General features: G+C 63.5%; 20 protein-coding genes and 1 pseudogene. 8 read left to right on the forward strand and 13 right to left on the reverse strand.

Going from position 1 to position 22,054, the window contains the following annotated elements; translation table 11 throughout:
• Positions 1–19: 19 nt before the first annotated feature.
• From EBBID32_RS14475 to EBBID32_RS14485, 3 genes are all read right to left on the reverse strand, one after another.
• Positions 20–1,210 (reverse strand): type III PLP-dependent enzyme, encoded by a 1,191-nt coding sequence (locus tag EBBID32_RS14475; RefSeq protein ID WP_006959476.1) that lies wholly within the window; start codon positions 1,208–1,210, stop codon positions 20–22.
• Positions 1,211–1,360: 150 nt separating this feature from the next.
• Positions 1,361–2,533 carry a carboxynorspermidine decarboxylase gene (locus tag EBBID32_RS14480; protein ID WP_006959478.1) on the reverse strand — a complete coding sequence of 391 codons (1,173 nt, stop codon included), beginning with the start codon at positions 2,531–2,533 and terminating at the stop codon, positions 1,361–1,363.
• Between the two features lie 108 nt (positions 2,534–2,641).
• Positions 2,642–3,847, reverse strand: coding sequence for a saccharopine dehydrogenase family protein (locus tag EBBID32_RS14485; protein ID WP_006959480.1), 1,206 nt, complete (start codon positions 3,845–3,847; stop codon positions 2,642–2,644).
• Between the two features lie 202 nt (positions 3,848–4,049).
• On the opposite strand from EBBID32_RS14485, the gene EBBID32_RS14490 reads away from it, so the two are divergent.
• Positions 4,050–4,613 (forward strand): fasciclin domain-containing protein, encoded by a 564-nt coding sequence (locus EBBID32_RS14490; RefSeq protein WP_006959481.1) that lies wholly within the window; start codon positions 4,050–4,052, stop codon positions 4,611–4,613.
• Positions 4,614–4,686: 73 nt separating this feature from the next.
• Here EBBID32_RS14490 and EBBID32_RS14495 read toward each other — a convergent pair whose 3' ends face one another.
• From EBBID32_RS14495 to EBBID32_RS14505, 3 genes are read right to left on the reverse strand one after another with little or no spacing between them, the layout of a single operon-like run.
• On the reverse strand, positions 4,687–5,034 hold the full coding sequence (locus EBBID32_RS14495; RefSeq protein WP_037490898.1) for a GFA family protein: 348 nt from the start codon (positions 5,032–5,034) through the stop codon (positions 4,687–4,689).
• A gap of 28 nt (positions 5,035–5,062) precedes the next feature.
• A complete protein-coding gene (locus EBBID32_RS14500) occupies positions 5,063–6,646 on the reverse strand; it encodes a cisplatin damage response ATP-dependent DNA ligase (protein ID WP_006959485.1) in 1,584 nt (527 codons plus the stop codon).
• A 58-nt stretch (positions 6,647–6,704) separates the two neighbouring features.
• Positions 6,705–7,700 (reverse strand): ligase-associated DNA damage response exonuclease, encoded by a 996-nt coding sequence (locus tag EBBID32_RS14505; protein WP_006959487.1) that lies wholly within the window; start codon positions 7,698–7,700, stop codon positions 6,705–6,707.
• Between the two features lie 134 nt (positions 7,701–7,834).
• Between EBBID32_RS14505 and EBBID32_RS14510 the strand changes: the two genes are divergently transcribed.
• The gene (locus EBBID32_RS14510) at positions 7,835–9,064 is read left to right on the forward strand and encodes a DUF3419 family protein (RefSeq protein WP_006959489.1); all 1,230 of its coding nucleotides are present in this window, start codon (positions 7,835–7,837) and stop codon (positions 9,062–9,064) included.
• Positions 9,064–9,711, forward strand: coding sequence for a class I SAM-dependent methyltransferase (locus EBBID32_RS14515; protein ID WP_006959491.1), 648 nt, complete (start codon positions 9,064–9,066; stop codon positions 9,709–9,711). Before EBBID32_RS14510 ends, EBBID32_RS14515 begins: the two co-directional genes overlap by 1 nt.
• A gap of 97 nt (positions 9,712–9,808) precedes the next feature.
• Here the strand turns inward: EBBID32_RS14515 and hemA are convergent, their stop codons facing one another.
• From hemA to EBBID32_RS14530, 3 genes are all read right to left on the reverse strand, one after another.
• The gene (hemA, locus tag EBBID32_RS14520; RefSeq protein ID WP_006959493.1) at positions 9,809–11,035 is read right to left on the reverse strand and encodes a 5-aminolevulinate synthase; all 1,227 of its coding nucleotides are present in this window, start codon (positions 11,033–11,035) and stop codon (positions 9,809–9,811) included.
• A gap of 140 nt (positions 11,036–11,175) precedes the next feature.
• Positions 11,176–11,979 (reverse strand): glutamate racemase, encoded by an 804-nt coding sequence (murI, locus tag EBBID32_RS14525; protein ID WP_006959495.1) that lies wholly within the window; start codon positions 11,977–11,979, stop codon positions 11,176–11,178.
• A 51-nt stretch (positions 11,980–12,030) separates the two neighbouring features.
• Positions 12,031–12,480: a hypothetical protein gene (locus EBBID32_RS14530; protein ID WP_006959497.1), complete on the reverse strand. Its 450-nt coding sequence runs from the start codon at positions 12,478–12,480 to the stop codon at positions 12,031–12,033.
• Between the two features lie 139 nt (positions 12,481–12,619).
• On the opposite strand from EBBID32_RS14530, the gene plsY reads away from it, so the two are divergent.
• From plsY to topA, 4 genes are all read left to right on the forward strand, one after another.
• Positions 12,620–13,219, forward strand: a complete 600-nt coding sequence (gene plsY, locus EBBID32_RS14535; RefSeq protein WP_037490910.1) for a glycerol-3-phosphate 1-O-acyltransferase PlsY — start codon at positions 12,620–12,622, stop codon at positions 13,217–13,219.
• Complete coding sequence (dprA, locus tag EBBID32_RS14540; RefSeq protein ID WP_006959500.1) at positions 13,216–14,298, forward strand: DNA-processing protein DprA; 1,083 nt, start codon at positions 13,216–13,218, stop codon at positions 14,296–14,298. The genes plsY and dprA overlap by 4 nt, the downstream gene beginning before the upstream one ends.
• Positions 14,299–14,382: 84 nt before the next feature.
• A complete protein-coding gene (locus EBBID32_RS14545; RefSeq protein ID WP_006959502.1) occupies positions 14,383–14,670 on the forward strand; it encodes a GIY-YIG nuclease family protein in 288 nt (95 codons plus the stop codon).
• Positions 14,671–14,824: 154 nt separating this feature from the next.
• Entirely contained in the window at positions 14,825–17,380 is a 2,556-nt protein-coding gene (gene topA / locus EBBID32_RS14550; protein WP_006959504.1) for a type I DNA topoisomerase, read from the forward strand.
• 113 nt (positions 17,381–17,493) lie between these two features.
• Here the strand turns inward: topA and era are convergent, their stop codons facing one another.
• The 4 genes and pseudogenes from era to lepB all read right to left on the reverse strand — a co-directional run bounded on the left by era (position 17,494) and on the right by lepB (position 20,294).
• Entirely contained in the window at positions 17,494–18,402 is a 909-nt protein-coding gene (gene era / locus EBBID32_RS14555) for a GTPase Era (protein WP_006959506.1), read from the reverse strand.
• Between the two features lie 36 nt (positions 18,403–18,438).
• Positions 18,439–18,725: pseudogene (locus EBBID32_RS25270) on the reverse strand (GIY-YIG nuclease family protein).
• 61 nt (positions 18,726–18,786) lie between these two features.
• Positions 18,787–19,500: a ribonuclease III gene (gene rnc / locus EBBID32_RS14565; protein ID WP_051093355.1), complete on the reverse strand. Its 714-nt coding sequence runs from the start codon at positions 19,498–19,500 to the stop codon at positions 18,787–18,789.
• Positions 19,455–20,294: a signal peptidase I gene (lepB, locus tag EBBID32_RS14570; RefSeq protein WP_037490902.1), complete on the reverse strand. Its 840-nt coding sequence runs from the start codon at positions 20,292–20,294 to the stop codon at positions 19,455–19,457. The genes rnc and lepB overlap by 46 nt, the downstream gene beginning before the upstream one ends.
• A gap of 176 nt (positions 20,295–20,470) precedes the next feature.
• Here lepB and pgi point away from each other — a divergent pair, with 176 nt between their 5' ends.
• Complete coding sequence (pgi, locus tag EBBID32_RS14575) at positions 20,471–21,976, forward strand: glucose-6-phosphate isomerase (RefSeq protein WP_037490905.1); 1,506 nt, start codon at positions 20,471–20,473, stop codon at positions 21,974–21,976.
• Positions 21,977–22,054 lie beyond the last annotated feature (78 nt).

Consider the following 22,054-nt stretch of genomic DNA (forward strand, 5'->3'; position numbering starts at 1 on the left):
AAAGGGGAGCTTGAGCCTTTTAGCCCAGCTTGATGACAGTCGCGCGACGGCGGGCGGGGACCGGTTCGGCGTAGAGGCTGGCCATCGGCTCGTCCGCTACCTCGACCACGGTTTCCGCCGTGAAGCCGTTGAAGCCGGTGCGCATGGCGCAGCCATAGGCACCCAGCATCCCGATTTCGATATAGTCGCCGGTTGCAACATCGTCGGGCAGCATGAACGGGCCGACCATATGGTCCATATCGTCGCAGGTCGGACCATAGAAGGAGAAGCCGGTCATCGCCGCGTCGCTTTCCTCGTCGCGCAGCAGCACGACGGGAAAACGCCAGCCGATATGCGCTGCGTCGAACAAGGCGCCATAGGCACCGTCATTGATGTAGAGTTCGGTGCCGCGACGGCGCTCTACCCGGACGATGATGGAGCTATATTCAGCCGACAGCGCCCGGCCCGGCTCACACCAGAGTTCGGACGAATAGCTGACCGGCAGGCTTTCAAAGCCACGGTGGATCGCGTCGAAATAATTTTCCAGCGCGACCGGCTCCATGCCCGGATAGACGGACGGGAAGCCGCCGCCGACATCGATGATATCGACCGTGACCGCCGCATCGACGATTGCTGCGCGGACCCGTTCGATCGCGTCGCTATAGGCCTGTGGCGACATCGCCTGGCTGCCGACATGGAAGCAGATGCCAAGAGCATCGGCGGCCTGGCGGGTGGCCATCAGCAATTCGCGGGTCTCGCCCAGTTCCGCGCCAAATTTCGAGGCGAGGGACAGTTCGCTATGTTCCGATGACACGCGCAGGCGGACGCACAGTTCCAGATCGGTCGCGTCATTGGTGGCGCGCATGATCTTTTCCAGCTCGTCGATCGTGTCGAGCGAGAAGGTGCGTACGCCATGGACGGCATAGGCTTCGGCAATGGCTTCTTCAGCCTTGACCGGATGCATGAAGCAAAGCTTCGCGTTCGGCAGAGTTTCCGCGACAAGGCGCACTTCCGCGATGGAAGCGACGTCAAAGTGCGAGATACCGCTGTCCCACAACGTCCGAAGCAAGTCGGGCGAGGGATTGGCCTTTACAGCATAAAGCGAGCGCCCCGGAAACTTCTCCACGAAGAATCGGGCAGCGCGGGCCGCAGCCTGCGGGCGAATCAGCGTTACCGGTGCTGCCGGTGTGAGGGTGGTCGCTACCCCCAGCGCGCTAGGATGCTTGTGCAATTCAAGGGACCTCCAGTGTCGTTCATGGGCATAAGAAGCTGCCTTGCGGTGGAAGTCCCATGGGGCAGCGGACGGTCGCTATATGCGTAGGGGTCCCCCCTGTAAAGCGCATGTGTAAATTTTGTTGCGCCTGCGGACATGAACCGTGCTTTACGAGAGGCGGGCCTTGAAATCCTGATAGGAAAAGGCGCGAATTTCCGTGAGTTTGTCAGTGGTTGAGTTCCAGAGCCAGATGGCGGGCAGGGGGACGCCGTTGAAGGTATTGGTCTTGACCATGGAGTAATGCGCCTGATCGAGAAAGGCGATGCGCGCGCCCGGTTCCGCGCCGCCGGGGACTCGGTAATCGCCGATAATGTCACCCGCCAGGCAGGACGGCCCGCCAAGGCGCGTCAGGGGGCCGTCGGACGGCTCGTGCAGCATGGCGGGGCGATAGGGCGCCTCGATCACGTCGGGCATGTGGCAGGTGGCGGAGATGTCGGTGATGGCAACGGCCATGCCATTGTCGATGACGTCGAGTATCTCGCCGACGAGGATGCCCGCGTCGAGCGCCATCGCCTCGCCGGGTTCGAGATAGAGGGTGAGGCCGGTCTGGGCCTTTACGCCCTGGAGGAAGGCGACGAGGTCGTCGCGCTGGTAATCGGCGCGGGTGATGTGGTGGCCACCGCCGAAATTGAGCCATTTGAGGCTGGAGAGGTGCGGCAGGATATGGGGTTCGACCGCGGCCCATGTGCGTTCGAGCGGCGCCAGATCCTGTTCGCACAGATTGTGGAAATGGATGCCGTCCACGCTGGCCAGATGATCGGGCGTCAGCTGGCTGACCGGGAAGCCCAGACGGCTGTGCGGCTGGGAGGGGTCATATTTGGCGACTTCGCCTTCGGGGTTTTGCGGGTTGATGCGCAGGCCGATGTCGAAACTGTGCCCGGCGGCGCGGGCGGCGTCGATCTGCGGCTTGAAGCGGGCGATCTGGCCGGGGCTGTTGAAAATGACATGGTCGGAGATGGTCAGGATTTCGGCCAGGTCGGCAGGCTTGTAGGCGGCGCAATAGGTCGCGACTTCGCCCTGATATTCCTCCCGGCCGAGGCGGGCTTCATAGAGGCCCGACGCGCAGACGCCGTCGAGATATTCGCCCACGATGCTGCCCAGCGACCACATGGAAAAGGCCTTGAGCGCGCCCAGCACCTTGATGCCCGCGCGGTCGCGTACGTCGGCGAGGATGGAGAGGTTACGTCGGATCGCGGCCTCATCCACCACGAAGGCGGGGGATGGGACGCGATATAGGTCGAAATGCGCGAAGGCGGCGGGATCGCCGGCTTTGGTTTCCATAGACTATACTCCGTCACCCCAGCGAAGGCTGGGGTCTCAGGCGAGAGGGCACGACGTGGCCGCACGAGACCCCAGCCTTCGCTGGGGTGACGATCCTTGGCGGGATCGTCAGAATGCCAGCGATGCGTCCAGTTCCTTTACCTGCCACGGAAGCCCATGCTTGTTGAGCATGTCCATGAAGGGATCGGGATCGAACTGTTCGATGTTGAACACGCCTTCGCCGCGCCATGCGCCGGTCAGCATCATGGCTGCGCCGATCATCGCGGGGACGCCGGTGGTGTAGCTGACCGCCTGATTGCCGGTTTCGGCATAGGCGTCCTCATGATCGCAAATGTTGAGGACATAGACGGTTTTCTGGACGCCATCCTTGGTGCCGGTGGCGATATCGCCGATGTTGGTCTTGCCCTTGGTGGTGGAGCCCAGGCTCGACGGTTCGGGCAGCACGGCTTTGAGGAACTGGAGCGGGATGATCTCCTTGCCTTCATAGACGACCGGGTCGATGCGGGTCATGCCGACATTCTGGAGGACTTCCAGATGCTTCAAATAAGCGTCACCGAACGTCATCCAGAAACGGATACGTTTGATTTCGGGATAGAATTTGGCGAGGCTTTCCAGTTCCTCATGATACATGAGGTACATATTCTTCGGCCCGACCTGGTCGAAATCGAAGCTCTGCTTGTGGCTCAAGGCCGGGCCTTCGACCCACTGCCCGCCTTCCCAATGACGCGACGGTGCGGTCACTTCGCGGATGTTGATTTCCGGGTTGAAGTTGGTCGCGAAATGCTGGCCATGGTCGCCGCCATTGCAATCGAGAATGTCGAGCGTGTCGATGGTATCGAGCAGATGCTTCTTGATATAGCTGGCAAACACGCTGGTGACGCCGGGGTCGAAACCGGAGCCGAGCAGCGCCATGATGCCGGCTTCCCTGAACCGCTCCTGATAGGCCCACTGCCAGCCATATTCAAATTTGGGCGTGTCGCGCGGTTCGTAATTGGCGGTGTCGAGATAATCGGTTTTGGTCGCGAGGCAGGCGTCCATGATGTTGAGGTCCTGATAGGGCAGGGCCAGATTGACGACCAGCTTTGGCTGCACCTTTTCGATCAGGGCGATGGTGGCGGCGACATCGTCGGCATCCACCTGCGCCACGTCGATCGTCACGCCGGTGCGGGCCAGCACCGATTCGGCCACCTTTTCGCAACTGACGATGCGGCGGCTGGCGAGGGTGATATGCGAGAATATGTCCGGGTTCATCGCCATCTTATGCACCGCGACCGACCCGACGCCGCCCGCGCCGATGACCAGAACCTTGCTCAATCTCGTCTCCATATGCTGTGCGCGGGCGTCCCGCGAAAGCGCCCATATAGGGGCTTGGGATGACAGCGCAAAGACGCAGTGCAATTGCGCCGCCTTCGCCCATGTCCTTTAGGTCATGCCCGCATCCATAAGCCAGCCTCAGGCGTATCTGCGCTGCATCCCGACACTATTTGGGATGCCAAGATAGTGGAAGGATGCTCCCATGAAATTTTCCCCCATGACGATCGCGCTTGCCAGTGTGATATTGACCGCCAGCAGTGGCGGGATCGCCCAGGCGCAGATGGCCAAAAACCCTATGGTTGGCGGCGCGGCAATGCTGCCGAACAAGGATATTGTCGACAATGCGGTCAATTCCAAGGATCACACCACGCTGGTCGCTGCGGTGAAGGCGGCTGGGTTGGTCGATACGCTAAAGAGTGCCGGACCGTTCACCGTGTTCGCGCCGACCAACGCCGCTTTCGCCAAGCTGCCCGCAGGGACGGTCGACACGCTGTTGAAGCCGGAAAATAAGGCGACGCTGACCGGTGTGCTGACCTATCATGTCGTGCCCGGCAAAATGAATGCGACCGATATTGCCGCAAAGGCGGCGGCCAATGGCGGCAAGGCTATGCTGACCACGGCTCAGGGCGAAAATCTGACTGTGTGGCAGAAGGGCAATGACTGGTATGTCACCGACGCGAAGGGTGGATCGGCCAAGATCACCATCGCCGACGTCAACCAGTCCAACGGCGTCATCCACGTCATCGACACGGTATTGATGCCCTGATCCCTGTCAAAATGATGTGATGGCCGACGGGTCGATGGCTATACCCCTGGCCATCGGCCCGTTTGTTTGCGGGTCAGAAACTCGCGCCGTCCACCTTGGTTATGGTCAGCGTGTCGATGTCGATCGACGGGACACAGCGCAGGTTGATCGCCCGCATATCGCCGTTGGGCGACGTGCCGAGCGCGAACGCTTCCGTGCCGCACGTCTTGCAGAATTGGTGCCTGATAGCGTGCTTGTAGAAGAGATAGTCGGCCAGATGGTCGGCGCCACTCTCCAGCGTGAACTGATCGGCGGGCACGAAGGTCAGAACGAAGCCTTTACGACTACAATGGGAGCAGTTGCAGGTCATGCCATCGTTCGGGGCGTCCGCCGCGACGCTGAAAGTTACGGCACCGCAATGGCAGCTTCCTGTATAGGGCATCGTGACTCTCCTCCTGAACAATTCTGCGTTAACTCACCAGCTTCTTCAACCCCGCAACTGTATCCGCTTCCGCTGCTGGCTTGTCGCGCCTGATCCGCGCGATCCGGGGGAAGCGCATGGCTAGGCCGGACTTGTGGCGTTTGCTGTCGTGGATGCTATCGAACGCGACTTCCAGCACCAGCGTTTTTTCCACTTCCCGCACCGGGCCGAAGCGGGCGACCGTGTTCTGGCGGACGAAGCGGTCGAGCCATTTCAACTCTTCGTCGGTGAAGCCGCTATAGGCCTTGCCCACCGGATGCAGTTCCCCGTCCGTTGTCCAGCATCCGAACGTGTAATCCGAATAGAAGGAGGAGCGTTTGCCGTGGCCGCGCTGGGCGTACATCATGACGCAGTCGGCGGTCAGGGGATCGCGTTTCCATTTATACCAGAGCGCGGCCTTGCGCCCGGCGACATAGCGGCTGTCACGGCGCTTGAGCATGACCCCCTCGATCGCGGCGTCGCGGGTGCCGGCGCGAATGTCGGCGAGCGCGTCGAAATCGGCGGCGTCGATAATGGCGGACAGGTCGAAGCGGGTCGTATCGAGATTGGGCATATAGGCTTCGAGCCTAGCGCGGCGGTCGGTCCAGGATAAGGCCCGCAAATCCTCCTCACCCTCCAGCAGCAGGTCGTAGAGGCGGACGAAGGCGGGATAGTCGGCCTGCATCTTCGCGCTGACCAGCTTGCGGCCGAGGCGCTGTTGCAGGGCGTTGAAGCTGGCGGCCTCTCCACCCTGAAATTCGCCGCGCACCAATAATTCGCCGTCCAGTACGGCATGGCCGGTGAAGGCGGCAGCGATTTCCGGGAAGCTGGCGGAGATATCGTCGCCCGCGCGGCTGTAGAGGCGGGTATCGCTGCCGGTGCCGACGATCTGGATGCGGATGCCGTCCCATTTCCATTCGGCGGCATAGTCCGTCAGGTCCACGCTGTCGGCTTCGAGCGGGTGGGCAAGCATGAAGGGGCGGAAGAAGGGCGTGCCTGCCGGATCGGGGCGTGCGGAGCGGCCTTCGGCCCAATCGAACAATTCAGTGTATGGGGGCGAGAGGGCGTGCCAGACCTGTTCGACATCATCGACGTCGAGACCGAATGCCTGCGCGAAGCCGGTCTTGGCGAGGCGGGCCGAGATGCCGACGCGCAGGCCGCCGGTCGCGAGTTTGAGCAGGGCGAAGCGGCCTGAGGCGTCGAGATGGTCCATCATCTGCGCCAGCGCATCGGGCGCGGCGGCGCGGCTGGTGGCATGGAGGCGATCTACGACGGTAGCCAGCGTCAGGGTGCCGTCGTCCAGGTCGGGCGGTTCGCCCGGCGGCGGGGGCCAGAGCAGGGCGACGGTTTCAGCCAGGTCGCCGACATAATCGCGGCTCATTTCATAAAGGACGGGATCGACGCGGGCACGGATCATCTCGCTGATAGCGGAGGATTTGACCGCTTTCAGGTCGAGATTGCCGGTAAGCGCGGCGAGTGCCCAGCCGCGATCGGGGTCCGGCGTGGCGCGGAGGTAAGCGGCGATCAGCGCCAGCTTGCCGTTGCGGGAGCGGGTATAGACAAGCGCGTCGAGGAGTTGGGAGAAGGCTCTCATGCGCCAAAGCCCATTCTCGACAAGCGAGAACCGAAGGGGTGGAGGGATGTCCGGGTCATCACCCTTCCTCCTCCTCATCGTCCCGCCCGACCAACGCGAGCGCGCGGGCGCGAATCTGGTGCGTCATGCACCAGTGGAGCAGCGCTTCCTCGCGCCCATGGGTGATCCAGGTTTCGGTGGGGGCGACCTCGCGGATCGTATCGGTCAACTCGTCCCAGTCGGCATGGTCGGACAGGATCAGCGGCAGTTCGACATTCTTCTGCCGGGCGCGCTGGCGAACGCGCATCCAGCCGGACGCCATGGCGGTGATCGGATCGGGCAGGCGGCGGCTCCATCGGTCGTTGAGCGCGGAGGGCGGGGCGACGACGATGGAACCGCGCATATCCTTCGCCGCGATCCCGGTGGCGGGGCGCAGGTCGCCCATCTCGACGCCGAGTTCGACATAGAGATTGCACATGCGTTCCATCGCGCCGTGGAGGTAGATCGGGTCGTGGTGGCCGCGGGCGCGCAGTTCGCAAATCACCCGCTGCGCCTTACCCAGCGCATAGGCGCCTACCAGCACGGAGCGGTCCGGGTTGGCGTGGCGCGCGGCGAGCAGGCGGTCAATCTCGCTGCCGGTGTCGGGATGGCGGAATACGGGCAGGCCAAAGGTGGCTTCGGTGACGAAGATGTCGCAGGGGACCGGCTCGAACGGCAGGCAGGTGGGATCGGGACGGCGCTTGTAATCGCCGGTCACGACCACCCGCTCGCCCGCATGGGTCAGGACGATCTGCGCCGATCCCAGCACATGGCCAGCGGGCACATAGCGGATGGTGACGCCACCCAGCCGGATTTCCTCGCCATAGCCGACCGGGGTACCCGACGCAGTGCCGTAACGCAGCGCCATGATCGCCAGTGTTTCGCGCGTCGCCCAGACATGGCCATGGCCGCCGCGAGCATGATCGGCATGACCATGTGTCACCAATGCACGCTCGCGCGGGACCGACGGGTCGATCCACGCATCGGCTGGGCGGACATAGATGCCGGTGGGGTGGGGTTCGATCCAATGGGCCATGTGTGTGCAGAAGATGTGAGAGAGCCGCCGGTTCCGCAAGCTGGTCACAGGTACGTAACGCTACCGTCACGGTGACGACGCGCAGTTGCCCTATGGGCCACGCCACGACCCGATAGCGAGGAGGCTTGAACAGCATGGCGGCACCGGCCCATAAAAAGATCACGCGCGCGGTGCATCGCCACCGACATCTGTCGAAGCAGGGGCTGCTGGAGCGCGCCTTCACCTTTGCTTTCCGGGGCCTGGTCTATGCCCAGATATGGGAAGATCCGGCGGTGGATATGGAGGCGCTGGCCATCACCCCCGATTGTCATGTCGTGACGATTGCGTCGGGGGGCTGCAATGTCCTGTCCTATCTGACCGCCGATCCCGCAAAGATCACGGCTGTTGACCTTAACACCGCGCATATCGCGCTTAATCGGTTGAAGCTGATGGCGGCGCGGACCTTGCCCGATCACGCAGCCTTCCACCGCTTCTTCGCGCAGGCGGACAGCCGCGAGAATGTCGCGGCCTATCGCGATGTGGTGGCCCCGCATCTGGATGAGGCGACGCGGCGTTACTGGGAAGGGCGCGACCTGATCGGGCGGCGGCGGATCGCGGGCTTTGCGCGGGGCATATACAAACATGGCCTGCTGGGGCGCTTCATCGGCGCGGCGCATTTGCTGGCGCGGCTGCATGGGGTGAACCCGAAGCGGATGCTGGAGGCAAAATCGCTGGAGGAACAGCGGGCGATTTTCGAGGCGGAGCTGGCGCCCTTTTTCGAGAAGGCATTTGTGCGGTGGCTGACCAGCCAGCCCGCTTCGCTCTTTGGCCTGGGCATCCCGCCCGCGCAGTTCGAGGCGCTGGCCGGGGACGAACGAATGGACGCGGTACTCAAAGCCCGGCTCAAGAAATTGGCCTGCGACTTTGATTTGAAGGATAATTATTTTGCAGTGCAGGCATTCGGGCGGGGCTATGCCGCCAATGACCCCGCAAGCGAGACACCATTGCCGCCCTATTTGCAGGCAGCCAATCATGACGCCGTGCGCGCGCGGGCGGACCGGGTCGATGTGCGGCATGTCAATTTTACCGATTTCCTGCGCGACCAGCCTGCCGCGTCGGCGGACCGCTATATCCTGCTCGATGCGCAGGACTGGATGGATGACGATCAGTTGAACGCATTGTGGGCGCAGATCACCCGGACGGCGAAACCGGGCGCACGGGTGCTGTTCCGCACCGCGGGGGAACCGAGCATCCTGCCGGGGCGGGTTGTGGACGAAGTGATGGACCAGTGGGACTATCGCGCCGAAGCATCGCGCGATTATACCGCGCGGGACCGGTCGGCCATTTATGGCGGCGTGCATCTCTATATGTTGAAGGATGCGTGATGAGCGACCATGGGCGGTTGATGGACGGCACCTATCGCTGGCAGCGGCACATCTATGATATCACGCGCAAATATTATCTGCTGGGGCGCGATGAGCTGATCGCCGATCTTGCCCCGCCATCGGGTGGCAGCGTGCTGGAGATTGGCTGCGGCACCGGGCGCAACCTGATCGCGGTGGGGAAGGTCTGGCCCCATGCGCGGCTCTATGGCGTCGATATTTCGCAGGCGATGCTGGGCACCGCGCAGATTGCCGTCGAGCGCGTTGGCATGACATGCCGCGTCAGGCTGGCGCGGGGGGATGCGGTGGATTTCGATCCGCAAGCGCTGTTCGGGCGGGCGACGTTCGACCGGGTGTTCATCAGCTATGCGCTGTCGATGATCCCGCAATGGGAGGCGGCATTGCGCCAGGCGGCGCTATGTGTCGCGCCGGGCGGGCGGCTGGAGGTGGTGGATTTCGGGCAGCAGGAGCGGTTGCCGGGAGCCTGGCGGGCGGCGTTGTTCGGCTGGCTGGCGCGCTTTCATGTCACACCGCGCGCGGTGTTGGCTACCGCGATTGAGGCGGTTGCCCGCGATGTAGGCGGAGAGCCAAGCGTTCGGCCGCTCTATCGCGGTTATGCGGTACGGGGTGGGGTGGTGAGAGCGGCCTGATCTCCCGACAGGACGGTGCCCTCATCCAACTGCGCCTAACCTCACTGCGTTCGGTAAGGCTTCATATCCTTCTCCCTTAAGGGAGAAGGAGTAGTCATTACGCCGCTTTTCGTTCCGCCAGTTCCAGGTCGAGCCGCGACCATATTTCCACCAGCGCCTTCACCAGATCGCGCATCATCGCTTCGGTGTGGGCGGGGCCGGGGGTGAAGCGCAGGCGTTCGGTGCCGCGGGGCACTGTGGGGTAATTGATCGGCTGGACATAGGCGCCATATTCGGCGAGCAGAATGTCGCTGATCCGCTTGGCCTTGACCGGATCGCCCACCATCAGCGGGACGATATGGGTGACCGTATCCATGACGGGGAGGCCCGATTCGGCCATCAGCTGCTTGAGCAAGGCGGCCGACGCCTGCTGGCCCTCGCGTTCTTCGCTGGAGCCTTTGAGATGCCGCACGCTGGCCAGCACGCCCGCGACCAGCACGGGGGAGAGCGATGTGGTGAAGATGAAGCCGGGCGCATAGCTGCGGATCACGTCGACGATCATCTGGTCAGCAGCGATATAGCCGCCCATGACGCCGAATGCCTTGCCCAGCGTGCCTTCGATGATGGTCAGCCGGTCCGCGACATCGTCCCGTTCTGAAATGCCGCCGCCGCGCGCGCCATACATGCCCACGGCATGGACTTCATCCAGATAGGTGAGCGCATTGAATTCGTCGGCCAGATCGCAGATCGCGGCGATCGGCGCGACGTCCCCGTCCATCGAATAGACGCTCTCGAACGCGATCAGCTTGGGCGCTTCGGGGTCTTCTGCTTCCAGCAATTCGCGCAGATGATCGACGTCATTGTGGCGGAAAACGCGCTTTTCGCAGCCCGAATTGCGGATGCCCGCGATCATGCTGGCATGGTTCAGCTCGTCGGAAAAGACGATGCAGCCGGGCAGCAGCTTGGCCAGGGTCGACAGGGTCGCCTCGTTCGAGACATAGCCTGAGGTGAACAGCAAAGCCGCGTCCTTGCCATGCAGGTCGGCCAGTTCGCCTTCCAGATCGACATGATAATGGGTGTTGCCGCCGATATTGCGGGTGCCGCCGGACCCGGCGCCGACATCGTGCAGCGCCTCCTCCATCGCGGCCACGACCTTGGGATGCTGGCCCATCGCCAGATAGTCGTTGGAGCACCAGACGGTGATCGGCTTTGGACCATTATGACCATGAAAACAGCGCGCATTGGGGTAGGCACCCCGGTTGCGGAGAATGTCGATGAATACCCGATACCGGCCTTCTTCATGGAGACGGTCGATCGCCTGCGCAAAGATATGCTTGTAGTTCACGCTCGCCCTATCCCTTGACAACCCGCATCCTCTGGTCGGCCATTTACCGGCAGATGGTGCGCTTTACCAGCGCTAACCGTTCGCAGACATAGGGAGAAATACCGATCAATGATATCGGACCTTTTGTCCAAGGGGCGCGATCAGAGTTGTTCGATCCGGTTCAGACCATAGCGGGCGAGCGCCGGAGCCAGTGCGCGGACATGATCATCGACCCGCGTGAATACGGCGATGCCGGGGGCTGGCACATCGGGCCAGGGCTGGCCCTGCGTCAAAAATTCGATGCGCCGGGCGATGCCTTCGCCGCCATGAACGAAGGTGAGCGGGCGCGACGCGGCGGCGGCCAGTTCCGCCTCCACCAGCGGGAAATGGGTGCAGGCAAGCGCGACCGTATCCATCCGGTCGCCGCCCGGCTGATCGGTCAGGCCCGCCAGTGCCGCGCGCGCAATTGCGGGATCGAGCGGCTCGCCGCGCAGCTTGGCTTCGGCCAGTTGCACCAGCGCGGCACAGCCATGGCGCAGCATGATGCAGTCCGCGCCATGTTCGGCGGCCAGTCGATCGACATAGGGCTGGCGCACGGTGGCGTCCGTCCCCAGCACGCCGAACACGCGGCTTTTGGATGTTAGCGCGGCGGGCTTGATCGCCGGGACGGTGCCGACGACCGGAATGTCGAGCGCCGCGCGCACATGACTGAGCGCAATGGTCGAGGCGGTGTTGCAGGCGATGACGGCCAGGCGCGGGCGGTATCGTTCCACCAGCCGCCCCAGTAGGGCCGGCACCCGCGCGGCAATCTCCGCCTCGCTCTTGGTCCCATAGGGGAAGCCTGCGCTGTCGGCGGCATAGACGACCGGGGCGGTCGGTATCAGCGCACGGGCAGGGGCGAGGATGGACAGACCCCCGACGCCGGAATCGAAAAACAGGATGGGAGCTTGTGGCGCGACCGTCATTATGGAGGGACATGTCGCGGCATCGGGCGGGGGTGTCAACGCCCGTTCGGTTCAGCCCTTTGTTTCGGGCAGGTCAGTCAGAAGCTGGCGCAGAGCTGCGACGCTGGCGTTATAATGGTCGGTCTGGCCGGTGGTACGCAGCAGTTCCAGATCGCCGCGTAACTGGTCAATCCGGCGCACCGCCATGTCCAGCTTCACGCCGTCAACCTTTACCTTGAGGTCAACGGCCGCCTTGAGCGAATCCATATTCGTCCAGTCCGGTTGCCGCTGGGCCAGCGTATCGACCGCGTCGAGCAATTTGCCGATCTGCCGCCCATAGCTTTCCTGCGCCACGATCGCCTGTTCGGTCTGCGGCGCGCTCGAATTATTCTCGTTGACGATGATGTTGCCAAAAGACCAGCCGCTATTGATCGACTGCCACAGCTTCTGTGGTGCCAGCGCCATGGCTGTCCAGTTGTGGACAAAGCTGTTCAGGGGATCGAACGGGGCGCTGTCGGTCATGGCAAATCCAGCGGGATGATGCGGCAAGGATGGCGGCGATGCACGGACAAATCAAGCGAACTCGCTATGACGCTCTGGTTGGGCATTGCCCGCGCCGCCTGTCACGCTATGGTCGCGCGTCTCTTTTATCGGCGAGAATATGACACCTCCCTGGCTGCTTCCGCTCTTCGTTCTGGTCCTTGGCTATTTGCTGGGATCGATCCCCTTTGGCCTGTTGCTGACCCGTTTTACCGGGGCAGGCGATTTGCGGCAGATTGGCTCCGGCAATATCGGCGCGACCAATGTGTTGCGGACGGGGCGCAAGGGGCTGGCGGCGGCGACGCTGTTGCTCGATCTATTGAAAGGCGCGGCTGCGGTGCTGATCGGCGCGGCTTTGATCGATGGTGGCGGGCCGATGGCGGGGGCGGCGGCCTTTATCGGCCATTGCTATCCGGTCTGGTTGCGCTTTGCCGGGGGTAAGGGCGTGGCGACGATGATGGGCGTGGTGACGGCGCTCCACTGGCCCGCTGGCTGCATCTTTGCGGCGGTTTGGCTGGGCGCGCTGTTCGGAACCAAATGGTCGTCGGTTGGCGGCATGGCGGCGGCGGTGAGCGCGCCGATTGCGCTGTGGTTCATGGGGCGGATCGAGCTGGTGCCGGTGGCATTGGCGATGGCGCTGATCCTGCTGTGGCGGCACCGCGCCAATATCGCAAGACTGATGCAGGGCACCGAACCGAAGATCGGCGCGGCCAGGGAATGAGCGAGCAGGAGCGGTTCGACCGGCTGCGGCTGATCCGATCGCCCCGGATCGGCCCGGTCAGCTACCGGCAATTGCTGGCACGCTTCGGCACGGCGGGGGCGGCATTGCGCGCCATTCCCGATCTGGCGGCGCGCGGTGGCGGCAAGGCGAGCGTTGCGGACACGGGCGCGGTCGAGCGCGAGATTGCGGCGTCGCGGGCTTTGGGCGCGCGCTATCTGTTGATGGGCGACGCGGATTACCCCGCTTTGCTCGACCAGTTTGAGGGCGCACCGCCTGCGCTGATCGTGCGGGGGGATGCGGGGCTGGCGGCGGGCCAGTGCATTGCGATGGTCGGCGCGCGCAATGCGTCGGCGGCGGCGGTGCGCTTTGCGCGGACGCTGGCGCAGGATCTGGGGCAGCGCGGGGCGGTGGTCGTATCGGGGCTGGCGCGGGGCATCGATACGGCGGCGCATCAGGGATCGGTCGGCAGCGGGACGATCGGCGTCATCGCCTGTGGGCTGGACGTCGTGTTTCCGCCCGAAAATCGGGATTTGCAGGAACAGATTGGGACGCAAGGCCTGCTGGTGACCGAGCATCCGCCCGGTGTGCAGCCGCTGGCGCGGCATTTTCCCGCGCGCAACCGGATCATTGCGGGGCTGGCTGTAGGGACGGTCGTGGTGGAGGCGGCCCCCAGGTCGGGATCGCTCATCACCGCGCGGCTGGCTGGCGAGGCAGGGCGTGAGGTGATGGCGGTGCCGGGATCGCCGCTCGACCCGCGCGCGCAGGGGTGCAACCAGCTGATCCGCGAAGGCGCGACGCTGATCCAGAATGCCGACGATGTGCTGGAGGCGGTGGGCAGCATCGACATCCGCATGGTGCGGCAGGGCAGTTTCGATTTCGCGGGCGAACCGGTGTCGAGCGATGTCGCGGCGGGCGAACGCAGCGCCGTCGTCGCGCTGTTGGGCCATGCGCCGGTGCCGGTGGACGAACTGATCCGCCTGAGCGGACTCAGCCCGGCGGTGGTCCAGACGGTGCTGCTGGAACTGGAACTGGCGGAGCGGCTGGACCGGCTGGCGGGGGGAAGGGTGAGTTTGCGGTGATACCCGGCGTGCACCCCATGCCACCCATCACCGTCATGCCAGCGAAGGCTGGCATCTCAGGCGATAGCGCGTAACATTTGCCCCATGCGCGGCGGCTGGACCTACATCATGACCAACAAACCGCGTGGCTTGTTGTATGTTGGCGTGACCAATTCGCTCCATGTTCGCGTGGACCAGCATCGGCGCGGGGTTGGGTCGGATTTCTGTCGCCAGTATAATCTCCATCGTCTCGTTCTGGCGGAGCGCCATGATCATATCGCGGATGCCATAGCGCGCGAGAAAGCGATCAAGGCGTGGAAGCGCGAATGGAAAATCCGGTTGATAGAGGAAATGAACCCGGAATGGCGCGATCTCTTCGACTTCATCGTCTAGCCGCCTGAGATGCCAGCCTTCGCTGGCATGACGGTGGCGCTAGGGGCTGGCGCTCCCTTCGCATCTCCCCTAATCACACGCACCGCTTGACGCCCGCCGTCATCGCCTTCCAGACTCGCGCGTACGTGTGAGGCATCAAAGTTCGGGGCCGTAAATGCAGCTTGTCATCGTCGAATCGCCTGCCAAGGCCAAGACCATCGAGAAATATCTGGGCGGGGATTTTCATGTTCTGGCCAGCTACGGCCATATCCGCGACCTGCCCGCCAAGGACGGGTCGGTGGACCCCGATGACGGCTTTGCGATGCAGTGGGAAAATTATGGCGACAAGGGCAAGCAGCTCAAGGCCATCTCAGACGCCGCCAAGGGCGCGTCACGATTGATCCTCGCGACTGACCCTGATCGCGAAGGGGAAGCGATCAGCTGGCATGTGCAGGAAGTGCTGCGCGCCAAGAAGGCGCTGCCCGCCGTCGTGGACCGGGTGACTTTCAACGCGATCACCAAGACGGCGGTGCTGGACGCGATGGCCAAGCCGCGCGCATTGGACGAGGATCTGATCGACGCCTATCGCGCGCGCCGGGCGCTCGATTATCTGGTGGGCTTTACCCTGTCGCCGGTGCTGTGGCGCAAGCTGCCCGGTGCCAAGTCGGCGGGCCGGGTGCAGTCGGTCGCGCTGCGGCTGGTGGTGGAGCGGGAGCGGGAGATCGAATCCTTCACACCCCAGGAATATTGGTCGGTCGCGGCCGAGATGGAGCAGGACGGCACCGCCTTTACCGCGCGGCTCGTCCGCTGGAAGGGTGAGAAGATCGAGCGGCTGACGATCGGTCGTGAGGGCGACGCGATGGCGGCCAAGGCCGATGTCGAGGCCGGGCGCTTCACGGTCGAGAAGGTCGAGACCAAGCCGCTGACCCGCAATCCCCCGCCGCCCTTCACGACATCGACCATCCAGCAGGAAGCCGCGCGGAAGCTCGGCTTTTCGGCCAGCCACACGATGCGGATCGCACAACAGCTCTACGAAGATGGCGCGATCACCTATATGCGGACCGACGGCGTGCAGATGGACGCCAGCGCCATTTCCGCCGCGCGCGCCGCGATCGCGCAGCGCTATGATGGCGGCTATGTGCCGGACAAGCCACGCATCTACCAGACCAAGGCGAAGAATGCGCAGGAAGCGCATGAGGCGATCCGCCCGACCGATTTTTCGCGCGACAAGGTGGGCAGCGGCGACCATGCGCGCCTCTATGACCTGGTGTTCAAGCGGGCACTGGCCAGCCAGATGGCGTCGGCGCGGCTGGAACGCACCACGATCGACATGAACGACGCCACCGGCACGCATACGCTACGCGCGACGGGGCAGGTGGTGATCTTTCCCGGCTTCCTTGCGCTGTACGAGGAAGGGCGCGACGACAGCGATGACGAGGACGGCAAGCTGCTGCCGCGCATGAGCGAGGGCGATACGCCCGCCAAGAAGAAGGTGACGGCGGACCAGCATTTCACCCAGCCGCCGCCGCGCTATTCCGAAGCGTCGCTCGTCAAGCGGCTGGAGGAACTGGGGATCGGGCGTCCTTCCACCTATGCGTCGACGTTGCAGGTGCTCAAGGACCGCGACTATGTGCGGATCGAGAAGAACCGCTTTTTCGCCGAGGAGAGCGGACGGCTGGTGACGGCCTTCCTCGAACGCTTTTTCGAGCGCTATGTCTCCTATGATTTCACGGCGGGGCTTGAGGACGAACTGGACGATATTTCCGGTGGCCGGGCGCAGTGGCAGGCGGTGCTGGAAGCCTTCTGGAAGGATTTCAAGCCCAAGACCGCCGAGGTCATGGAGCAGAAGCCGAGCGACATTACCGCAGCGCTCGACAAGTTTCTGGAACCCATGCTGTTCCCGCCGCGCGCTGACGGCAGCAACCCGCGTGCCTGCCCGCTTTGTGCGGAGGGGCAATTGTCGCTGCGTGGCGGGCGGTTCGGCGCGTTCATCGCCTGCTCCAACTACCCGGAGTGCAAATATACCCGCAAATTCGGGCAGCCCGGCGGCAAGGATGGCGAGGATACCGGCCCCGAAATATTGGGGAAACATCCCGAAACCGGGCAGGATATCGTCAGGAAATCCGGCCGCTTTGGTCCCTATATCGAAATGGGCGAAGGCAAGGAGGCCAAGCGCGGTTCCATTCCCAAGGATTTGCCGGACGGCGAATTGACGCTGGAGTGGGGCGTCAAATTGCTAAGCCTGCCGCGCGAAATCGGCCTGCATCCGGAGACCGGCAAGCCGATCGTCGCGAATATCGGGCGCTTTGGTCCCTATCTGCTGCATGACGGCAAATATGGGCGGCTGTCATCGACGTCGGAGATTTTCGAGGTCGGGATGAACAGCGCGGTGGTGAAGCTGGCCGAAGCGGCGAACCGTGGTCCGCGCAGTGCCGGGCGGGAGCCATTGAAGGTGCTGGGCGCGCATCCGCGCACGGAGCTGGAGATCAAGCTGATGGAAGGGCGCTATGGCGCCTATGTCACCGACGGCACGACCAATGCGACGCTGCCCAAGACCGTGGACAAGGACCAGTTGACGCTGGAGGAAGCCGCGCAGTTGATCGACGCGCGCGCGGCGGCGGCACCGGCCAAGAAGGGCGCGAAGAAGAAGGCTGCGCCCAAGAAGGCGGCGGCGAAGAAGCCGGCTGCGAAGAAGGCTCCGGCCAAGAAGAAGGCGGCTGCGGCAGAGTAGCTTCCTCTGCAATCGTCATCCTGACGAACGTCAGGATCCAGGGCGGCACGCACTGCGCGAGCCACCCTGGATCCCGGATCAAGTCCGGAATGACGGCGGTTCGTGAAGGACTGCTATTCCACCCAGTCCAGCCCGATATCGCGGTAGATGCCGCGATCATTTTCCCAGTCTTCCTTGACCTTCACATGCAGATAGAGGTGGACCTTCACCCCCAGCAGGTTCGCCAGTTCCTCGCGCGCTTTTGAGCCGATTTCCTTAAGGCGCTGCCCGCCCTTGCCCAATACGATGGCGCGCTGGGTCGGGCGGCCGACCAGGATTTGCTGGTGGATTTCGATCGATCCGTCCTGCCGCTCCGTATATTGTTCGGTATCGACGGCGGCAGCATAGGGGAGTTCGGCGTGGAGCTGGTGATACAGCTGTTCGCGGGTGATTTCCGCCGCCAGCATCCGGTCGGTGGCGTCGGACACCTGATCTTCGGGGAAATGCCACGGCCCCTGCGGCATCGCGGCGGCAAAGGCGGCCTTGAGTTCAGGCAGACCATCGCCGGTCGCGGCCGACACGAAGAAGATTTCGTCAAAGCCCAGCGTGTCGTTGAGCACCTGGGTATGGGTCAGCAGCTTTTCCTTGATGGCGATGTCCACCTTGTTGAGGATCAGCCATTTGCGTTCGGTGCGATGCTTGAGCGCTTCGATGATCGGTTCCAGCTTGGGGCCACGGCCCGCCTTGCCATCCACCACCATCGCGATCAGGTCCGCGCCCTGGGCGCCGCCCCAGGCCGCCTGCACCATGGCGCGGTCCAGCCGCCGCTTAGGTGCGAAGATGCCGGGCGTATCGACCAGCACGATCTGCGCGTCACCCTCTATCGCGACGCCCATGACGCGGGTGCGCGTGGTCTGCGCCTTGGCACTGGTGATCGCCACCTTCTGCCCGACCAGCGCGTTGACCAGCGTGGACTTGCCCGCATTGGGCGCGCCGACAACGGCAATGACGCCGCAGCGCTGATTGGTTTCTGAAACTTCCAAATTATACTCCGTTCGCCCTGAGCCTGTCGAAGGGCTTTACTTTTCGGTCTTTGATCGCGCCAATGCCGAGATCAACGTCCAATCCTCACGGATCAGGACCAGCTTCTTGGCCCGGCCCCAACCCTTGATCTGCCGCTCGGCTTCGAGCGCCTCTATACGTGTGCCGAACGATTGCGACCAGACCAGTTTCACCGGCAGGCGCGTTTCTGTGTATCCAGCGATACTGCCTGCTCCATGCTGCCCATGCGCGTTTCCAGATCGTCGGTATGCCCGACATAAAAGCTGCGGTCGGCGCAATGGAGAAGGTAGGTCCAGAAGGGCATTGTCGCATTAAAGAGAAAGTAAGACCCTTCGACAAGCTCAGGGCGAACGGGGTTGTGATGGTCAGCCCGTCAGCTTCTCCAGCAAGGCTGCTGCTGCGGCGGTTTCCGCTTCCTGTTTCGATCCGCCGGTCGCGCTGGCTTCGCCCGTGCCCTTGATCGTCACAGACACGACGAAGCGCAGCGCGTGATGGGGGCCGGAGCGATCCTTCACCTCATATTCGGGGGGCTTGCGCTTGTTGGCGGCGGCCCATTCCTGCAGGGCGGATTTGGGATGGCGCGGGGCGGCTGTCTGGGTATCCACCCGGTCGGCCCAGAGGCGGCGGACCAAGGTGCGCGCTTCGTCCAGTCCGGCTTCCAGATAAAGCGCGCCGATCAGCGCCTCCATGACGTCGCCCAGCACATTGTCGCTATTGGCCGCGCCATCGTCACGCGCCTGCTTGCCCAGCACCAGATGGGTCGGCACGCCCGCCGCGCGCGCGACTTCGGCGCAGGTTTCGCCTGATACCAGCGCATTGAACCGGCGCGACAATTTGCCTTCGGGTTCGCCAGCAAACCGCTCGAATACCCATTCGGAGACCAGCAGCCCCAGCACCCGGTCGCCCAGAAATTCCAGCCGCTCATAATTCAACGGATTGGCGCTGCCATGGGTCAAGGCTTGCTGAAACGGCGCCGGGTCGCGCGGCGGACGACCGATCAGCGCCGCCAGCCAGCCAGCGGTGTCGGGCTTGCTCAAAAACTTTCCCCGATGCGGTTCCAGCGGGCCGCTGTAAACCATGTCCAGGGCAGCAGCCAGTTGGCGCTGCCGTCGGTCGAAAAGACCGAGATCATCGCCTTGCCGACGAGATTTTCTTCGGGGACCAGCCCGATGCCGCCGCCTTCGACCGCCGGGAAGCGGCTGTCGGCGCTGCGATCGCGATTGTCGCCCATCATGAACAGATGCCCCTGCGGCACCAGCACGGTGTCGCGATCATCCGCTGCGCCGTCCGGCACCAGATCAAGGACGTTATAGCTTTTCGCGGGCGCATCCTTGGTCGCTGGCAGCGTTTCGCGATATTGCGGGTAGCGGCATTGCTTGCCGCCACCGGGGGCCGCTTCCTCGAAATCGGGGCGGTAGCAAGGGGAATCCGCGCCTTCCTTGGCGGCCGCATCGGTCATGTTCGGCGTGACGGGGATGACGAGGTCGGCGACCTTCTGCTTGGGGATCGCCGCGCCGTTCAGATAGACGGTGCCGCCGCGTACCGCGATCATGTCACCGGGCAGGCCGATCACGCGCTTGATATAGTCGTTTTTCTGGCTTGGCGGTGCCTTGAACACCACCACGTCGCCGCGCGCGGGCGTGGACGCGAAAATACGGCCGGGGATCAGCGGCAAGCTGAACGGCAGCGAATAGCGCGAATAGCCATAGGGCCATTTGGCGACCAGCAGATAGTCGCCGATCAGCAGGCGCGGCTGCATCGATTCCGACGGGATGTTGAACGGCGAAATGATGAAACTGCGCAGGACAAAGACGAACAGGCCCAGCCTGGCGAGGAACCAGATGAAGTCCCGCGTTTCCGATTTTGCAGTCATGGGTGGTCGTTCTATCCCTGTGAAATGGCCGATAAAGCGGCCGTCGCGGCTTTTGAGGCTTGCGACCTGACACGTCAAGCGCGTCCTGACCGATGCAATTGGTCGAAACATTGGCTAAAGAGGCCAAGAATCGGCAGGTGCAGCGCCGGTTTCGACTTCATCGAAGAGGATATTCCATGCCGAGTCCTGCACTGGCGGCCATCGCCGCCCTGCCGCAAGCCGATCTCAAGTCGATTTTCAATACTGATCCCGACCGCCTGTCCAAGCTGGTACTGACGCAGGGACCGATCCGTTTCGATTGGTCCAAGACGCATCTGACCGATAATCTGATGGCCGGTTTCCTGGCGCTGGCCGAAGAACAGGGCTTTGCGGCGCGCCGCGATGCGCTGTTCGCGGGCGAGGCGGTGAACAACACCGAGGGCCGGGCTGCCGAACATCCCGCCGAGCGCGGGGAGGGGCATCCTGACAGCGTCGCCCATGCCAAGATGCTGCACGCCCGGATGCGCGGCCTGATCGACGCGATCGAAGCCGGCGCGCTGGGCGAGATCCGCCACATCCTGCATATCGGCATTGGCGGGTCGGCACTTGGCCCCGACCTGATCGTCGACGCGCTGGACGGCGACGGGGTGCGCTATGACGTGGCGATCGTGTCCAATGTCGATGGCACCGCGCTGGAGCGGGCCATTGAGGGGTTCGATCCCCATGCCACGCTGATCGCCATCGCCTCCAAGACCTTCACCACCAGCGAAACCATGCTGAACGCGGCGAGCGCGATCAACTGGATGGTCGAGGGCGGGGTGGATGATCCCTATGGCCGCGTCATCGCGCTGACCGCTGCGCCTGATCGGGCGATGGAGTGGGGCGTCGATGAAACCCGCATCCTGCCCTTTGCCGAGTCCGTGGGCGGGCGTTATTCGCTCTGGTCCTCGATCGGCTTTCCCGCCGCGCTGGCGCTCGGCTGGGATGCGTTTGAAAGCCTGCTGGAGGGGGCGGCCGAAATGGACCGTCATTTCCGCCTGACCGACCCGGCACAGAATATCCCGCTGATCGCGGCCTTTGCCGACCAATATTATGCGCGCGTGCTGGGCTGCCAGACCCGCGCCGTGTTCGCCTATGACGAGCGGCTGGCGCTGCTGCCCTCCTATCTCCAGCAGTTGGAGATGGAGAGTAATGGCAAGGCAGTGAAGCTGGACGGATCGCCAGTCGATGGGCCGACAGCGCCGATCACCTGGGGCGGGGTGGGGACCGACGCGCAACATGCCGTGTTCCAGCTGCTGCATCAGGGGACGATCATCACGCCGGTCGAATTTATCGCGGCGATCGAGCCGGGCCATACGCTCGACCCGGCGCATCACCGCGCGTTGCTGGTCAACTGCTTCGCGCAGGGGGCGGCGCTGATGCGGGGCAAGGCGAATGTGGATGATCCCGCGCGCGCCTATCCCGGCAACCGGCCGTCCACGACGATCCTGATGGACGATGTGACCCCGCACGCGTTGGGCGCGCTGATCGCCTTTTACGAGCATCGCACCTTTGCCAATGCGGTGCTGATGGGGATCAATCCGTTCGACCAGTTCGGCGTGGAGCTAGGCAAGGAGATTGCCAAGTCGATCGAAACGGATGGGCCGACGGGGTTTGATCCATCGACCATGGCGCTGATCGAGATTGCGCTGGGAGACGGCTGAAAATTCCTCCCCTGCAAGGGGAGGTGGCTGGCCGCAGGTCAGACGGAGGGGTGTCGTGCTCTCGATAGGGTGACACCC

Origin of the sequence: Sphingobium indicum BiD32 (assembly GCF_000382885.1) — a bacterium.
In the GTDB taxonomy this organism is placed as follows: Bacteria; Pseudomonadota; Alphaproteobacteria; order Sphingomonadales; family Sphingomonadaceae; genus Sphingobium; species Sphingobium japonicum_C.

Excerpts from the sequence above, each read along its gene's own strand:
- EBBID32_RS14480 (WP_006959478.1), bottom strand. The coding sequence starts at position 2,533 with ATGGAAACCAAAGCCGGCGATCCCGCCGCCTTCGCGCATTTCGACCTA.
- EBBID32_RS14490 (WP_006959481.1), top strand. The coding sequence starts at position 4,050 with ATGAAATTTTCCCCCATGACGATCGCGCTTGCCAGTGTGATATTGACC.
- EBBID32_RS14495 (WP_037490898.1), bottom strand. The coding sequence starts at position 5,034 with ATGCCCTATACAGGAAGCTGCCATTGCGGTGCCGTAACTTTCAGCGTC.
- EBBID32_RS14500 (WP_006959485.1), bottom strand. The coding sequence starts at position 6,646 with ATGAGAGCCTTCTCCCAACTCCTCGACGCGCTTGTCTATACCCGCTCC.
- EBBID32_RS14505 (WP_006959487.1), bottom strand. The coding sequence starts at position 7,700 with ATGGCCCATTGGATCGAACCCCACCCCACCGGCATCTATGTCCGCCCA.
- EBBID32_RS14510 (WP_006959489.1), top strand. The coding sequence starts at position 7,835 with ATGGCGGCACCGGCCCATAAAAAGATCACGCGCGCGGTGCATCGCCAC.
- EBBID32_RS14515 (WP_006959491.1), top strand. The coding sequence starts at position 9,064 with ATGAGCGACCATGGGCGGTTGATGGACGGCACCTATCGCTGGCAGCGG.
- murI (WP_006959495.1), bottom strand. The coding sequence starts at position 11,979 with ATGACGGTCGCGCCACAAGCTCCCATCCTGTTTTTCGATTCCGGCGTC.
- EBBID32_RS14530 (WP_006959497.1), bottom strand. The coding sequence starts at position 12,480 with ATGACCGACAGCGCCCCGTTCGATCCCCTGAACAGCTTTGTCCACAAC.
- plsY (WP_037490910.1), top strand. The coding sequence starts at position 12,620 with ATGACACCTCCCTGGCTGCTTCCGCTCTTCGTTCTGGTCCTTGGCTAT.
- dprA (WP_006959500.1), top strand. The coding sequence starts at position 13,216 with ATGAGCGAGCAGGAGCGGTTCGACCGGCTGCGGCTGATCCGATCGCCC.
- EBBID32_RS14545 (WP_006959502.1), top strand. The coding sequence starts at position 14,383 with ATGCGCGGCGGCTGGACCTACATCATGACCAACAAACCGCGTGGCTTG.
- topA (WP_006959504.1), top strand. The coding sequence starts at position 14,825 with ATGCAGCTTGTCATCGTCGAATCGCCTGCCAAGGCCAAGACCATCGAG.
- rnc (WP_051093355.1), bottom strand. The coding sequence starts at position 19,500 with ATGGTTTACAGCGGCCCGCTGGAACCGCATCGGGGAAAGTTTTTGAGC.
- lepB (WP_037490902.1), bottom strand. The coding sequence starts at position 20,294 with ATGACTGCAAAATCGGAAACGCGGGACTTCATCTGGTTCCTCGCCAGG.
- pgi (WP_037490905.1), top strand. The coding sequence starts at position 20,471 with ATGCCGAGTCCTGCACTGGCGGCCATCGCCGCCCTGCCGCAAGCCGAT.